The sequence below is a fragment of the Cryptosporangium arvum DSM 44712 genome, assembly GCF_000585375.1.
Taxonomy (GTDB): Bacteria; Actinomycetota; Actinomycetes; order Mycobacteriales; family Cryptosporangiaceae; genus Cryptosporangium; species Cryptosporangium arvum.
Genome location: NZ_KK073874.1, coordinates 432408 through 447693, shown reverse-complemented (window position 1 = coordinate 447693; position 15286 = coordinate 432408). Strand labels below are relative to the sequence as shown.

Below are 15286 nucleotides of genomic sequence, written 5' to 3'. Positions count from 1 at the left end.
GTGACGGCACGCCGCAGGTCTCAACCTGACGTGGAGACAATCACAAGCTCAGGGCGTCCAATACGATCACTTCCGATGTCCGAGACACGCTTCGCCGCCCTCGTCCTCGACTGGTACGACGAGAACGCCCGCGACCTTCCCTGGCGCACCGACGACGCCACTCCCTGGGGCGTCCTGGTCAGCGAGATCATGCTCCAGCAGACGCCGGTCTCCCGGGTCCTTCCGGCCTGGGTGGAGTGGATGAAGCGCTGGCCCACCCCCGCCGCGATGGCCGCGGACGAGCCGGGTGAGGCCGTCCGCATGTGGGGGCGGCTCGGTTATCCGCGCCGGGCCCTGCGCCTGCACGAGTGCGCGGTGGCGATCACGACGCGGCACGGCGGCGAGTTGCCCACCGACCTCGACGCGCTGCTGGCGCTGCCCGGCGTCGGGGCGTACACCGCGCGGGCCGTGGCGTCGTTCGCGTACCGCCAGCGGCACGCGGTCGTCGACACGAACGTGCGGCGCGTGCTGAGCCGGGTCGTCACCGGCGTCGCCGACTCCCCGCCCGGCTCCGCGGCGCGCGATCTGGCACTGGCCGAGCCGCTGGTGCCCACGGACGCCGCGGTCGCGGCGCGGTACGCGGTGGCCGTGATGGAGCTGGGCGCGCTCGTGTGCACGGCCCGGGCGCCGCGCTGTGCCGACTGCCCGGTCGTGGACGACTGCGCCTGGTTCCGGGCCGGGAAGCCCGCCTACGACGGCCCGGTGAAGCGCCCGCAGGGGTACGCCGGGACCGACCGCCAGGTACGAGGGCGTCTCCTGGCCGTCCTGCGCGACGCTGAGGGCCCCGTGCCGCAGGCCGCGTTGGACGTGGTGTGGCACGAGCCGGTGCAGCGAGCACGCGCCCTGGACGGGCTGGTGACCGACGGCCTGGTGGACCCGCTACCGGACGGCCGCTACGCCCTCCCCGGCGCCCGCTGAGACGCCCGGCAACCCGTCGTAGCCCCGAAAACCCGGCCGCGCACGCGAAAGGGCGGACCCCACTGGGGCCCGCCCTTTCGGAACTGCACGCGTTACTCGGCGGCCGGAGCCTCACCCGAGGACGCGATCTCCGCGGTCACGGTGTCCGGAACCTCGGCCGGCTTCTCCGCGCCCCGGAACGTGAACTCGCCCTTGGTGCGGTCGGCCTCGTCGGTGCCGGTGACGTCCACGACGACGATCTGACCAGCGGCCAGCTCTCCGAAGAGGATCTTCTCCGACAGCGTGTCCTCGATCTCGCGCTGGATCGTGCGACGCAGCGGCCGAGCGCCCAGCACCGGGTCGTAACCCTTCGCCGCGAGCAGCTTCTTGGCTCCGTCGGTGAGCTCCAGCCCCATGTCCTTGTTCTTCAGGGCCGTGTCGACACGCGCCAGCATGAGGTCGACGATCTCGACGATCTCTTCCTCGGTGAGCTGGTGGAACACGATCGTGTCGTCGATACGGTTGAGGAACTCCGGACGGAAGTGCTGCTTCAGCTCGTCCTGCACCTTGAGCTTCATCCGCTCGTAGTTGCTCGACGTGTCGTTGCCCGACTGGAAACCGAGCGACACGGCCTTGGCGATGTCGCGGGTACCCAGGTTCGAGGTCAGGATCAGCACCGTGTTCTTGAAGTCCACGATGCGGCCCTGGCCGTCGGTGAGACGACCGTCTTCCAGGATCTGCAGCAGGGTGTTGAAGACGTCGGGGTGAGCCTTCTCGACCTCGTCGAAGAGCACCACGGAGAACGGCTTGCGGCGCACCTTCTCGGTGAGCTGGCCACCCTCGTCGTACCCGACGTAGCCGGGAGGGGCACCGACCAGACGCGACACCGTGTACCGGTCGTGGAACTCGGACATGTCGAGCTGGATGAGCGCGTCCTCGTCGCCGAAGAGGAACTCGGCGAGCGCCTTCGAGAGCTCGGTCTTACCCACACCGGACGGGCCGGCGAAGATGAACGAACCACCGGGACGCTTCGGGTCCTTCAGGCCGGCCCGGGTACGCCGGATGGCCTGCGAGACCGCCTTGATCGCCTGCTCCTGGCCGACGACCCGCTTGTGCAGCTCGTCTTCCATGCGCAGGAGACGGCTGGTCTCCTCCTCGGTGAGCTTGAAGACCGGGATGCCGGTCCAGTTCGCCAGGACCTCGGCGATCTGCTCGTCGTCGACCTCGCTCACGACGTCGAGGTCACCGGCCTTCCATTCCTTCTCCCGCTGCGCCTTCTGGCCCAGCAGCTGCTTCTCCTTGTCGCGCAGCGACGCGGCCTTCTCGAAGTCCTGCGCGTCGATCGCGCTTTCCTTCTCACGGCGGACGCCGGCGATGCGCTCGTCGAACTCGCGAAGGTCCGGCGGAGCGGTCATCCGACGGATGCGCATCCGCGCGCCGGCCTCGTCGATCAGGTCGATCGCCTTGTCGGGCAGGAAGCGGTCGGAGATGTACCGGTCGGCCAGCGTCGCGGCCGCGACCAGGGCACCGTCGGTGATCGAGATCCGGTGGTGCGCCTCGTACCGGTCGCGCAGACCCTTCAGGATCTCGATCGTGTGCGCCAGCGACGGCTCGCCGACCTGGATCGGCTGGAACCGGCGCTCGAGAGCGGCGTCCTTCTCGACGTACTTGCGGTACTCGTCGAGCGTGGTGGCGCCGATCGTCTGCAGCTCGCCCCGGGCCAGCATCGGCTTCAGGATCGACGCGGCGTCGATCGCGCCCTCGGCGGCACCCGCACCCACCAGGGTGTGGATCTCGTCGATGAACAGGATGATGTCGCCGCGGGTGCGGATCTCCTTCAGCACCTTCTTCAGGCGCTCTTCGAAGTCACCCCGGTAACGCGACCCGGCGACGAGCGCGCCGAGGTCGAGCGTGTAGAGCTGCTTGTCCTTGAGCGTCTCGGGCACCTCGCCCTTGACGATCGCCTGGGCGAGGCCTTCGACGACGGCGGTCTTGCCGACGCCGGGCTCGCCGATCAGCACCGGGTTGTTCTTGGTGCGGCGGGACAGCACCTGCATGACCCGCTCGATTTCCTTCTCCCGACCGATGACCGGGTCGAGCTTCTGCTCGCGCGCGGCCTGCGTCAGGTTGCGACCGAACTGGTCGAGGACGAGCGACGTCGACGGCGTGCCCTCGGCCGGGGCACCGGAGCCGGCCGGCTCCTTGCCCTGGTAGCCGGAGAGCAGCTGGATGACCTGCTGGCGGACCCGGTTCAGGTCGGCCCCCAGCTTCACCAGGACCTGTGCGGCCACGCCCTCACCCTCACGGATGAGGCCGAGCAGGATGTGCTCGGTGCCGATGTAGTTGTGGCCCAGTTGCAGCGCTTCGCGCAGCGACAGCTCGAGGACCTTCTTGGCCCGCGGCGTGAACGGGATGTGCCCGCTCGGCGCCTGCTGCCCCTGCCCGATGATCTCCTCGACCTGCTGGCGGACACCCTCCAGCGAGATCCCCAGGGACTCGAGCGCCTTGGCCGCGACGCCCTCACCCTCGTGGATGAGGCCGAGCAGAATGTGCTCGGTGCCGATGTAGTTGTGGTTGAGCATCCGGGCTTCTTCTTGAGCCAGGACGACAACACGCCTCGCGCGGTCGGTAAACCTCTCGAACATCCCTCGTTGCTCCTCACGTGCCGGTGAGCACCGTGTGGTCGCGAACACCTGATGGCGCTCGTCCCACCACTGTAGTCGGGTGGTGACCTCCGGCCACCCGCCATGGGGACCGGATCAGTACGACCACAGTTCCTACAACGGTGAAGCCGAAGTCTCACTTCCGACCAGCTGTCCGCTGAGAGCGAACAGCCGTATCTGCCGCTACCTGCAGATTACGGACGTCGAGGTCGGCGGACGTGCGCGGGGTGCCGGGCCGAGGGACGGTGGCCCGTGGGGAGCGCGCGGGCGAAAGTCAGCCCGCGTGGAACTGCTTCACGATGTCGCTCGGGATGCGGCCGCGATCGGAAACCTTGAATCCGCGCTTCTTCGCCCATTCCCGGATGGCCTGGTTCTGCTCGCGATCAGCGGTCGCGGTGGAACCGGACGAACGGACTCGGGTGGCGGCGGCGGCCTTCGTGGCCTGCGCACGGCCGGCCTTGCGGGCGACGCCGACGTAAGGCGCAACCGCGTCGCGCAGCGTCGCGGCGTTCTTCGCAGACAAGTCGATTTCGTAAGACACGCCGTCGAGCGAGAACGAGACCGTCTCTTCTGCGTCGCCTCCGTCGATGTCATCGACGAGAAGCACCTGCACCTTCTGCGCCACGAATTCCTCCCGGATCACCAGAAAAACTGGGTACGACTAAATACAATCACGGCGGAGACCGCAATGCCAATACCCAGTATCGCGGAAACGCTCGGTAACCGTACCGCGCCTTATACCGGCCGCACGAACGGGAAGAGAATCGTGTCCCGGATGCCCCGACCGGTGAACACCTGGAGCATACGGTCCACACCCATACCCATTCCACCGGATGGTGGCATGCCGTATTCGAGCGCGCGCAGGAAGTCCTCGTCCAACTGCATCGCTTCGACGTCACCCTTGGCGCCGAGCGCCGCTTGGGCCACCAGCTTTTCCCGCTGGATCACCGGATCGACCAGTTCGGAGTACGCGGTGCCGCGCTCCACGCCGTCGATGTAAAGGTCCCACTTCTCGGCGACGCCGGGCCGCGACCGGTGCGGGCGGGTGAGCGGGCTGGTGTCGAGCGGATAGTCACGCACGAAGATCGGGCCGGCGAGCTGCTCCTCACAGAGCGCCTCGAACAACTCCTCCACCAGCTTGCCGTGAACCCACAGTGGATTCACAGCGATCCCGTGCTTCTCGGCGTACCCGCGCAGCGTCTCGATCGGCGTCTCCGGCGTGACGTCCTCGCCGACCGCCCCGGAGACGAGCTCGAACAGCGACGCGGTCTGCCATTCGCCGCCGAGGTCGATCTCGGTGCCGTCGAAGCGCTCCACCACCGTCGAGCCGAACACCGTGGTCGCGGCTTCCTGATACAGCTCGCGGGTCAGCCGGGCCATCGTGTCGTAGTCGCCGTACGCTTCGTACACCTCGAGCATGGTGAATTCCGGCGAGTGCGTTGAATCCGCCCCTTCGTTGCGGAAGTTTCTATTGATCTCGTAAACCTTCTCGATACCACCGACCACACAACGCTTCAGGAACAGCTCAGGAGCGATGCGCAGGTACACGTCGAGATCGAACGCGTTGAAATGGGTGATGAACGGTCGCGCCGCGGCGCCGCCCTGTACGGACTGCAACATCGGCGTCTCGACCTCGAGGAACTGCCGACGGTTCAGGGAATCCCGCAATGCACGTACCGTCTCGGTACGCACTTCCACCATCCGGCGCGCTTCGGGCCGCACGATCAGATCGGCATAACGCTGGCGGATGCGAGTTTCCTCGCCCATCGGCTTGTGCGCGACCGGCAACGGGCGCAGCGCCTTAGTGGTGAGAATCCACCGATCGGCGAACACGCTCAGCTCACCCCGCCGCGAGGTGATGACTTCACCCTCGATACCGACGTGGTCACCGAGATCGACCAGGGCCTTCCACTGTTCCAGCGATTCCGCGCCGACCTGGGCGAGGCTGAGCATCGCCTGCAACTCGGTGCCGTCGCCCTCACGCAGAGTCGCGAAGCAGAGCTTTCCGGTGTTGCGAATGAATATGACCCGGCCGGTGACCGATACCCGCTCACCGGTGTGCTCGTCGGGCCCCAGATCGACGTAGCGGCCGCGGATAGCGGCGAGCGTGGAGGTGCGTGGGAATCCCACCGGGTACGGCTCGGTGCCCTCGGCGAGCATCCGGGCCCGCTTCTCCAACCGCACCCGTACCTGCTCCGGCAGGTCGTTGTCGAAAGCGTCGCCGTCAGCGTCGGGAGCAGTGGAGTTCTCGGTCACGGGCCAGAGCCTATCGACCCGTGACGATCAGTTTTGACCGGCGGTCGCGCTGCGGATCCGGCGGCGGAGCGCGGAACTCGCGACCGGCCCGAGCTCGTCGGCCACCTCGAGCAGAATCCCGAGGCGATCCAGGGCGTCCAGCGCCGCCGAGGACCCGGCCGGGTCGACGGCCTCGAACAACTCCATGCCGACGAAGGCGGCGGAGACCGCGTGCGCGAGCCCGGTGACGTCGACGACCGGTTCGATCGGCGAACCGGTCACGACGCGACGCAGAACCGCCTCGATCTCGCGCACCCAGAGCCCGATCGCGTCGCGGGTGGCCGCCGCGAGCCGCTCGTCGGCCTGCGCGCCGGCCAGCATCTGGGCGAGCAGCGTGACGTTGCCGCGGTCACGCTGGTCGGTGTGCAGTTCGCGGCCGAGCACGAGCAGTTCGCGCAGCGTGCGGACGGCCGCGAACTGCTCGTGGTAACGCTCGACGTTCTCCGCGGTGGCCACCCGGCAGGCCTCGCTGAGCAGGTCGGCGACGCTACCGAAGTGGTAGAAGACGAGCGCCTGGTTGACCCCGGCGGTCGCCGCGACCGTCCGGGCCGACGTCCCGGCGATGCCGTTGCGGCGGACCGTCTCGATCGCGCCGTCGATCAGCCGCCGCCGGGTGTCCTCCGCCATGGCTCAGCGGGCCGCCCGGTCGAACGCCAGCCGCAGGCCGATCAGCGTGAGGTTCGGTTCGTGGTGGGTGATCTCGCGGGACTCGCCGATCACCAGCGGGGCGAGGCCGCCGGTCGCCACCACCGCGGACGCACCACCGAGTTCCTCGACCATCCGGCGCGCGATGCCGTCGACCTGCCCGGCGAAGCCGTAGATGATCCCCGACTGCAGCGCCTCGACCGTGTTCTTCCCGATCACCGACCGCGGCCGCACCAGCTCGACCTTGCGCAGCTGCGCCGCGCGGGCGGCCAACGCGTCGACCGAGATGTCGATGCCCGGCGCCAGCGCGCCCCCCATGAACGCGCCGTCCGGCCCCACGACGTCGAAGTTCGTCGACGTACCGAAGTCGACGACCACCGCCGGCCCACCGAACAGGTGGTAGGTGGCCAGCGTGTTCATGATCCGGTCGGAGCCGACTTCCTTCGGGTTGTCCATCACGATCGACACCCCGGTCCGCACCCCCGGCTCGATGATCATCGTCGGGATGTCGCCGTAGTAGCGGTCGAGCATCGCCCGCAGTTCACGCAGCGTCGCCGGGACGGTCGAGCACGCCGAGACACCCGTGATCTGGACGGCCTCGGACTCCAGCAGGCCCCGGAACAGCAGCGCGAGTTCGTCGGCGGTCATCCGGCTGTCGGTCCGGACCCGCCACGAGTGCACGAGCTTCTCGCCCGAGAAGGTGGCGAGCACGATGTTCGTGTTACCGACGTCGATGGTCAGCAGCACCGTCTTTCACGCCTCTCGGGGTCGAAGGTCCAACGCGATGTCGAGGATCGGCGAGGAGTGCGTGAGACCGCCGACCGACAAATAGTCCACGCCGGTCTCGGCGAACTCGCGCGCGCGGTCGAGCGTCAGGTTGCCGGTGGCTTCCAGTTCCGCCTTGCCGCCGACCGCGGCCACCACCTCGCGCAGCAGCGCCGGCCCCATGTTGTCGAGGAGCAGGAACGTGGCCCCGACGGCCACCGCCTCGACGGCCTCGGCGACGGTCGTGACCTCCACCTGCACCGGGACCTCCGGGAACGTACCCCGGACGGCGTCGTACGCGGCCGTGATCGAACCGGCCGCGAGCTTGTGGTTGTCCTTGATCATCGCGACGTCGTAGAGGCCCATCCGCTTGTTCGTGCCGCCACCGGCACGCACCGCGTACTTCTCCAGCGGACGCAGCCCGGGCGTCGTCTTCCGGGTGTCGAGCACTTTCGCGCCGGTTCCCTCGATCGCGGAAACCCAGCGGCGGGTGTGCGTCGCCACCCCGGAGGCCCGCGAGATCAGGTTCAACGCCGTGCGTTCGGCGGTGAGCAGCGCACGCGTCGGCCCGGTGATCGTGGCGAGCACGTCACCGCGCCGCACGGCCGTACCGTCGGCGACGAGCGCCTCGGCGGTCACGTCGCCGACCGCGTCGAACACCGCGAGCGCCACCGGCAGCCCGGCCACGACGCCCGGGGCACGCGCCACCATGTCCACGACGTCGATCTGGCCCGCCGGGATCGTCGCGACGCTCGTCACGTCGACGCCGTCAGGGCCGCCGAGGTCCTCGGCCAGTGCGCGCGCCACCAGGTCGGCCACCCAGGCCGGATCGAGATTCACATCGCCTCATACGTCTCGGTGAGCGCCCCGTCCGGCGCGATCGCGGCCAACAGGTGCCCCCGCCAGTCGTCGGAGGCGTCGGGGAAGTCCTCTCGCCAGTGGCAGCCGCGGGTCTCCTCGCGGGTCGAGGCGGCGGCGACGAGCGCGCTCGCGACCGTGTGGAGGTTCGTGACCTCCCAGTTCACCGGGCGGGGATCCATCGAGCGCTTGCCGCCCAACTGCACGAGCGTCTCCGATGTCGACTGCAGCGACGACGCCGAGCGCAGCACGCCCGCGCCACGCACCATCGCGTGCTGCAGATCCTCCCGGACCGTGGACGAGACGACGTAGTGCTCCAGGCCGCTGCCCTCGACGTCGGCCGGCTCGGTCTGCGGTGGCAGGTCGCGGGCCAGGTCCGAACCGATCCGGCCGGCGAAGACCAACCCTTCCAACAGCGAGTTCGACGCCAGCCGGTTCGCGCCGTGCACACCGGTGCAGGCGACCTCGCCGCAGGCGTAGAGGCCGGGCACGCTGGTGCGCCCGTGCAGATCGGTGCGCACGCCGCCGGACGCGTAGTGGGCGGCCGGCGCCACCGGCACCAGATCGGTCACCGGGTCGATCCCGGCCTGACGCGCCCGCGCGAGGATCGACGGGAACCGCTGCTCGAGAAACGAAGCGCCCAGGTGCCGGGCGTCGAGCCATACGTGCTCGCTGCCCGCCGTGAGCATCTCGCGCGTGATGTTCTTCGCGACGATGTCCCGGGGGGCGAGTTCGGCCAGCTCGTGGCGCCCGACCATGAACCGTTCGCCGTCGGCGTTGCGCAGGTAGGCGCCCTCGCCGCGCATCGCTTCGCTCACCAGCGGCTGCTGACCGGCCGGGGCGTTCGCGCCCAGGTACAGCGCGGTCGGGTGGAACTGCACGAACTCCAGGTCGGTGACGACCGCGCCGGCCCGGAGCGCCAGCGCGACCCCGTCGCCGGTGGAGACCGCCGGGTTCGTCGTCGACGCGAACACCTGCCCGAGGCCGCCGGTGGCCAGCACGACCGCGCGCGCGAGCACCGCGCCGACGCCGTCCTCCGAACCCTCGCCGAGCACGTGCAGGCTGACCCCGGCCGCGCGGCCGTCGGCCCCGGTGAGCAGGTCGAGCACCAACGCGTGCTCGATCAGCCGGATGCCCTCGTCGCGGCGGATGGCGGCGTGGAGCGCCCGTTGCACCTCGGCGCCGGTGGCGTCGCCGCCGGCGTGCACGATCCGGTTCGCGTGGTGCCCGCCCTCGCGGGTGAGCATCAGCGATCCGTCGCCGTTGCGGTCGAACTCGGCACCGGCCGCGATCAGCTCGTGCAGGCGCGCGGGCCCCTCGCGGGTCAGGACGTCGACCGCGGCCGGGTCGCACAGACCGACTCCGGCGACGAGCGTGTCCCGGGCGTGCGCCGCCGGGGTGTCGAGCGGGTCGAGCACCGCCGCGATGCCACCCTGCGCCCAGCGCGTCGACCCGTCGTCGATGTTGACCTTCGTCACGACGACGACCGAGAGGCCGGCTTCCCGGGCGTGCAGCGCGGCGCAGAGCCCGGCGACACCGGAGCCGATCACGCAGACGTCCGCGGTGACGGTCCAGCCCGGCGATGCGGTCAGCAGTCGACGCGGGATCGTGTTTCCAGCACCCGCAGTCCTCCGTTGGACATCCACGTCGAGCAGCCTAGGCGCCGGTGAACGGCGGTAGCCCGGTCCGTGACGCGAGCCTCACCGGACCGTTGTCGATCAGCCGGGTGGTGCCGACCTTGGCCGCGAGGATCAGTCGGGCCTCGCCGCTCTCCGGCGCCGGGCCCAGATCGGGTGCGGTCACGACCGCGTAGTCCAGCTGCAGGCCCGACGCGTCGCCGAGCACTGCGTTCGCGGCCGCCTCGACGGCTGCGGCGCCGCCCTCACCGGCCGCCGCACCGGCCCGCAGCGCCGCCGCGAGCGCGAGCGCGGTGGTCCGCTCCGGTCCGGACAGGTACCGGTTGCGGCTGGAGAGCGCCAACCCGTCCGGCTCACGCACGGTCGGCACTCCGACGACCTCGATGTCCAGGTCGAGGTCACGCACCATCTGACGCACCAGCGCGACCTGCTGGTAGTCCTTCTCGCCGAAGAACACCACGTCGGGCCGGGTCAGGTTGATGAGCTTCAGCACGACCGTCAGCACGCCGTGGAAGAACCCGGGGCGGCTGGCGCCCTCCAGGATCTCGCCCAGCGGCCCGGGGTTGACCCGCGTCCGAGGCTGCCCGTCCGGGTACATCACGGCGGCGCTCGGCGCGAACACCACGTCGACGTCTTCCCGGGCGCACAGTTCCAGATCGGTCGCGAGCGTGCGCGGGTACCGATCGAAGTCCTCGTTCGGCCCGAACTGCAGCGGGTTGACGAAGATCGTCGTGATCACGGTCGCGGCGCGGGCCCGGGCCTGACGCAGCAGCGCCGCGTGGCCCTCGTGCAGCGCGCCCATCGTCATCACGACCGCCACCGGCCCGTCCGCCCGCTCGCGCTCACGCGCGAGCGCTTCGCGGTCGTGCACCACGATGGGCACCCGTACGGCGCTCATGTGTTCCTCCAAGCTCATGTCGACGCCGAGCGCGGCGCGGGGCCTAGGTCGCGGCGGAGTGGTCGCCCAGAACGTCCAGGAGGTTCTCGGCGGAGGCGGGGTCGAGGCGGCCGGCCGCGATCGCGCGGTCGGCGGTACGGCGGGCCATCGCCAGGTAACCGGCGACCGCGCTGGGCTGGCGGCCGCGCAGCGCGTCGAGGTGGTTGGCCACGGTGCCGGCGTCCCCGCGCGACACCGGGCCGGTCAGCGCGGCGTCCCCGGAGCGCAGCGCGTTGTCGAGCGCGGCTCCGGCCAGCGGCGCGAGCGCGGCACCGGGCCGCTCCACTCCGGCCGCCCGGAGCAGGTCCACCGCGTCGTTGATGAGCGTGACCAGGTGGTTCGCGGCCACCACGAGCGCGGCGTGGTAGAGCGGACGCTGCGAGTTCTCGACCCAGAGCGGCTCGCCGCCCATCTCGACGACGAGCGCCTCACCCACCGGGCGCAGTTCCGGCACGGTCGTCACGCCCCAGTGCACGCCGGCCAGCCGGCTCTCGTCCTCGTCCCGGCCGGTGAACGTCATGATCGGGTGCAGCGCCAGCGGCAAGGCACCGGCGCGGGTCGCCGGCTGCAGGACGTCGAGCCCGTGCGCGCCGGAGATGTGGACGACCAGCTGGCCGGGCCGGAACGCGCCGACCTCGGCCAGGCCGGTCACCAGCGGCTCCAGCGCGTCGTCCGGCACCGCGAGCAGCGCGAGGTCGGCCGCAGCCACGACGGCGTCCGGCGGGACGATCGGCGCTCCGGGCAGACGCTCGGCGGCGCGCCGGCGGGAGGCGCTGCTCACCGCGGACAGCGCGACGGTGCGGTGCCCGGCCCGGGCCAGCGCGGCGGCCAGCACCGATCCCGCGCGGCCGACGCCGACGAGGCCGACGGCGAGCCGTCCGGGCCGGTCGGCCGGGTTCGGCGGGTCGAGAGGGGAACCGTGCGCGTGATCCATGATCCAGTCCTCGGACTTCGGTACCGGTCGCGGCAAGTATGCGCGGAGGTGGGATGGAGCGAGAAGTCCGTGTCGGGTGTGTCACAGCACCGTTACTGGACCGCGAACGGTGTCAACGTTTGTCGGCACTACAACGGACGAATTACACCACTTGCCGGAATTGGGGTATTCATCTATTAATGGGGTGAAGGTGACTTTGCCCGCTGGGTCCGAGGAGGCTGCATGGCTCGCAGTGCCACGACGAGCAGGCACGGCCGGCGGGCGGCCGAACCCGAGCACCAGCACTCCGTGTTCGAGGAGCGGTCGGTGCTCGACGCGCTGTGGAGCGCGGTCGTGGCCGCGCCGACGAGCGTGATGCCCCCGGCCTCCCCGGACGCCGTCGACACCACCGAAACGATCGAGGGCCCGGAGGCTCCGGAGACCGCGGAGGTCCCGGAAGGCCCGGAAGCACCGGAGGCCCGGGAAACCGCGGAGACTCCGGAAGCCGCCGCGCCGCACGCAGCCCCCGGGGCACCGGAGACCACACCCCACGAAGCCGGAGCACACGAGGCCCCGGAACCGGAGATGGTCGACGAACCGGTGGTGGAGGAGTCCGCTCCGCCGGCACCCGGCAAACCCGCGCCCGAACCGTTCGTGCCGATCCTCGGCCGCCCGATCATTCCCCCGGCCCCCAAGCCGACCGAACCGGGATCGGCGGACGAGCCGACCACCGAACACACTCCCCGGCACCCGAGCGAACCACCGCCCCGCACCACCGGGCCGTTCGACCTGAGCTACGCCGCCGCACCGACCACCAACCGCACGATCTGGGCCGGTCCACGCCACGCCGCCCCGCTCGACTGGGGTTCGGCCGGCGCCATGCTCACGATCGAGACCCCGGCCGCGGTCTCCGACGCCGGCCTGCTGCTCATGCGGCTCGTCGTCGGCCTCACGATGGCCGCGCACGGGGCCCAGAAAGCGTTCGGCATGTTCGGCGGCGCCGGATTCGACGCCACCGCCGACGGCTTCTCGGCGCTGGGCTACACCCCCGGGGCGATGTTCGCGCTGGCCGCGATCATCGGCGAACTGTTCGGCGGCCTGTTCCTGGCCGCCGGCCTGCTCACCCCGCTCGCGGCCGGCGGCATCATCGGCGTGACCGTGAACGCGATGGTGGCGGTGAACCTCGGCAACGGGTTCTTCGCCAGCCACGACGGAATCGAACTGCCGCTGGTCCTGAGCGGAGCCGCGCTCGGCCTGCTGCTGGCCGGCCCCGGCCGCTACTCCGTCGACTCCCGGATCCCGTTCTTCAACGGGGCCGCCGTGCAGTGCGTGGCCGCCGGCGTCGCCCTGCTCGCAATGCTCACCAGCCTCGGCGCTCACCTGCTCTGACCGGGAGCGACCTTCCCGGATGGCGTCCCGACGTCGCGTCTCAGGCCCGAGCCGCGACGTCGGGACGCCATCTACTCCGGATGTGACAGCGGAATCCGCACCGTTGCCAGCAGACCGTGCGGTGACGCGTCGGAGAGCTCGATCGTCCCCCCGTGGTGCCGCACGATCTCGCGGGCGATCGCCAGCCCGAGCCCCGCTCCACCGCTGCCCCGGTCCCGGGCGTCGTCGCGGCGGGTGAAGCGGGCAAACACCCGCTCCCGGTCGACCGCCGGGATCCCCGGCCCGTCGTCCACGACCTCCAGCCACGCGCGGTCGTCGGCCGCGCCCACCCGCACCTCGACGCGCGTCTCGGCGTAGCGGGCCGCGTTCTCGACCAGGTTCGTGACGACCCGGGTCAGCGCGTCCTCGTCGCCCTCGACGACCGCCGAAGCCGCGCCGGGCCGGTCGACCCGCTCCACCGGGACACGCGCACCGGCCGACCGCGCCACGGCCACGTCCGCGACGACCGACATCTCCACCGGCTCGGCCGGACGCCGGGCCGCCGGGTGTCCACCGGCCGGGGCGTCGTCCATCCGGGCGAGCAACAGCAGATCGTCGACCAGCCGGGTCAGCCGCTCGACGTCGGCCAGCAGATCGGCGGGCTCGGCCGGCACCGACGTCACCTCGGCGACCTCGATCTGTGTGCGCAGGCTGGCGAGCGGGCTGCGCAGCTCGTGCGCCGCGTCCGCGACGAACGCGCGCTGCCGGGCCCGGGCGGCGTCCAACCGGCCGAGCATCGTGTTCAGCGTGACCGCGAGCCGGAAGATCTCGTCCTGGGCCCGCGGCAGCGGCAACCGGCCGGTGTCCCGGCGCGGCGACTCCCCGCCGGACGCGATCGCCTCCGCGCCCCGCCGCAGCGCCTCCACCGGACGCAACGCCGCGCCCACCATCCGCCAGGCGAGCACGACGAGCAGCACCAACAGCACCGCGTACCCCGACAGCAGGCCGACCCGCACGACCCGGACCGACTCGTGCACCTCCCCGGCCGGGATCGCGACGAGCACGGTCTTGTCACCGGCGGCGACCGCGACCACCCGGACGACGTCCTTCACCCCGAACCGGTAGCCGGGTTCGTACCTCTCCTCGTCCCGCTTGACCAGCGCCAACTCGTCCTTCGGCAACATCGGCACGAGCCGGTCGGCGCCCGCGGAGGCCGCCAGCACCCGGCCGGTCGGGTCGATCACCTGGACGACCGTCGTGCCGCCTGCGGGGATCGGGTTGGGCAGGTTGTCGGCCTCGACCAGCGCGGCGACGTCCTCGCCGGTCTGCCGGGCCGCCGCGTCCAGCGCGCGTTCCAGCGTCGACTTCAGCACCACGACGAGCACCACCGTGCTCAGCGCCAGCGCGACGACCACCGCCGCGGTGGCCAGCGCGACCAGCCGGGTGCCGAGCCGGGCCCGCCGCCACCACCGGACCGGCAGCCGGAGCAGGCTCATCCGCCGTCCGGCTCGAGCCGGTAGCCCGCCCCGCGCACGGTCGTCACCGCCCGGCGGTCGAACGGCTGGTCGATCTTGCGCCGCAGGTAACCGATGTACACCTCGACGACGTTGGCCTCGCCGGTGTCGTACAGGTCCCAGACGTGTTCGAGCAGCTCGACCTTGCTGACCACCTCACCGGCGTGCCGCATGAGGTACTCCAGCAGCGCGAACTCCCGCGCGGTGAGCGTGATCTCGACCTCGCCCCGGGTGACGCGCTTGGACGCCGGATCGAGCACCAGGTCACCGGCGCTCAGCGCCACCGGCCGCTCGGGCGCGCCCCGGCGCAGCAGCGCCCGGAGCCGGGCCACCAGGACCACGTAGGAGAACGGCTTGGTCAGGTAGTCGTCGGCGCCGGCGTCGAGCCCGTCGGCCTGGTCGTACTCGCCGTCCTTGGCCGAGAGCATCAGCACCGGAACCCAGTTGCGGTCCGCGCGCAGCGCCTGCACCACCCGGTAACCGGACAGCCGCGGGAGCATGACGTCGAGCACCACCGCGTCGTACTCGTTCTGCCGGGTGCGCTCGAGGCCGTCCTGGCCGTCGTGGGCGACGTCGACGACGAACCCCTCGGCCTGCAGACCACGTTTGAGTGCTCCGGCCAGCCGAACCTCGTCCTCGACGACCAATACCCGCACTTGAGTCCCTTCGCCCATACCGTCAGAGCGTTTGTCATTAGCACTGAGAGAAGACTGAGGACTGCCCACCGTCTCAGCCCGATCTCAGCATGCACCGAG

Annotated in this window: 13 protein-coding genes; 2 read left to right on the top strand and 11 right to left on the bottom strand. The window is 70.9% G+C overall.

What is annotated here, in order from left to right; all coding sequences use genetic code 11:
• Positions 1 to 75 precede the first annotated feature (75 nt).
• Positions 76 to 957, top strand: coding sequence for an HhH-GPD family protein (locus tag CRYAR_RS02085; protein WP_035848005.1), 882 nt, complete (start codon positions 76 to 78; stop codon positions 955 to 957).
• Between the two features lie 92 nt (positions 958 to 1049).
• Here CRYAR_RS02085 and CRYAR_RS02080 read toward each other — a convergent pair whose 3' ends face one another.
• From CRYAR_RS02080 to CRYAR_RS02040, 9 genes are all read right to left on the bottom strand, one after another.
• Positions 1050 to 3581 (bottom strand): ATP-dependent Clp protease ATP-binding subunit, encoded by a 2532-nt coding sequence (locus tag CRYAR_RS02080; protein WP_035848003.1) that lies wholly within the window; start codon positions 3579 to 3581, stop codon positions 1050 to 1052.
• Positions 3582 to 3873: 292 nt separating this feature from the next.
• On the bottom strand, positions 3874 to 4224 hold the full coding sequence (locus CRYAR_RS02075; RefSeq protein ID WP_035860138.1) for a histone-like nucleoid-structuring protein Lsr2: 351 nt from the start codon (positions 4222 to 4224) through the stop codon (positions 3874 to 3876).
• A 110-nt stretch (positions 4225 to 4334) separates the two neighbouring features.
• The gene (gene lysS, locus CRYAR_RS02070; protein ID WP_035848000.1) at positions 4335 to 5855 is read right to left on the bottom strand and encodes a lysine--tRNA ligase; all 1521 of its coding nucleotides are present in this window, start codon (positions 5853 to 5855) and stop codon (positions 4335 to 4337) included.
• Between the two features lie 27 nt (positions 5856 to 5882).
• Positions 5883 to 6521: a TetR/AcrR family transcriptional regulator gene (locus CRYAR_RS02065; protein WP_035847997.1), complete on the bottom strand. Its 639-nt coding sequence runs from the start codon at positions 6519 to 6521 to the stop codon at positions 5883 to 5885.
• Between the two features lie 3 nt (positions 6522 to 6524).
• Entirely contained in the window at positions 6525 to 7286 is a 762-nt protein-coding gene (locus CRYAR_RS02060) for a type III pantothenate kinase (protein WP_035847995.1), read from the bottom strand.
• A 6-nt stretch (positions 7287 to 7292) separates the two neighbouring features.
• Positions 7293 to 8144 carry a carboxylating nicotinate-nucleotide diphosphorylase gene (nadC, locus tag CRYAR_RS02055; RefSeq protein WP_035847992.1) on the bottom strand — a complete coding sequence of 284 codons (852 nt, stop codon included), beginning with the start codon at positions 8142 to 8144 and terminating at the stop codon, positions 7293 to 7295.
• Positions 8141 to 9808: an L-aspartate oxidase gene (locus tag CRYAR_RS02050; RefSeq protein ID WP_211247226.1), complete on the bottom strand. Its 1668-nt coding sequence runs from the start codon at positions 9806 to 9808 to the stop codon at positions 8141 to 8143. The genes nadC and CRYAR_RS02050 overlap by 4 nt, the downstream gene beginning before the upstream one ends.
• 10 nt (positions 9809 to 9818) lie before the next feature.
• Positions 9819 to 10697, bottom strand: a complete 879-nt coding sequence (gene panC, locus CRYAR_RS02045; protein ID WP_035847989.1) for a pantoate--beta-alanine ligase — start codon at positions 10695 to 10697, stop codon at positions 9819 to 9821.
• A gap of 43 nt (positions 10698 to 10740) precedes the next feature.
• Positions 10741 to 11670, bottom strand: coding sequence for a Rossmann-like and DUF2520 domain-containing protein (locus tag CRYAR_RS02040; protein ID WP_035847987.1), 930 nt, complete (start codon positions 11668 to 11670; stop codon positions 10741 to 10743).
• A 222-nt stretch (positions 11671 to 11892) separates the two neighbouring features.
• Here CRYAR_RS02040 and CRYAR_RS46715 point away from each other — a divergent pair, with 222 nt between their 5' ends.
• Entirely contained in the window at positions 11893 to 13038 is a 1146-nt protein-coding gene (locus tag CRYAR_RS46715) for a DoxX family protein (RefSeq protein WP_157017258.1), read from the top strand.
• A gap of 71 nt (positions 13039 to 13109) precedes the next feature.
• On the opposite strand, the gene CRYAR_RS02030 is transcribed toward CRYAR_RS46715, so the two are convergent.
• Entirely contained in the window at positions 13110 to 14513 is a 1404-nt protein-coding gene (locus CRYAR_RS02030) for a sensor histidine kinase (RefSeq protein WP_051569613.1), read from the bottom strand.
• Positions 14510 to 15187, bottom strand: coding sequence for a response regulator transcription factor (locus CRYAR_RS02025; RefSeq protein ID WP_035847984.1), 678 nt, complete (start codon positions 15185 to 15187; stop codon positions 14510 to 14512). The genes CRYAR_RS02030 and CRYAR_RS02025 overlap by 4 nt, the downstream gene beginning before the upstream one ends.
• Between the last annotated feature and the right edge of the window lie 99 nt (positions 15188 to 15286).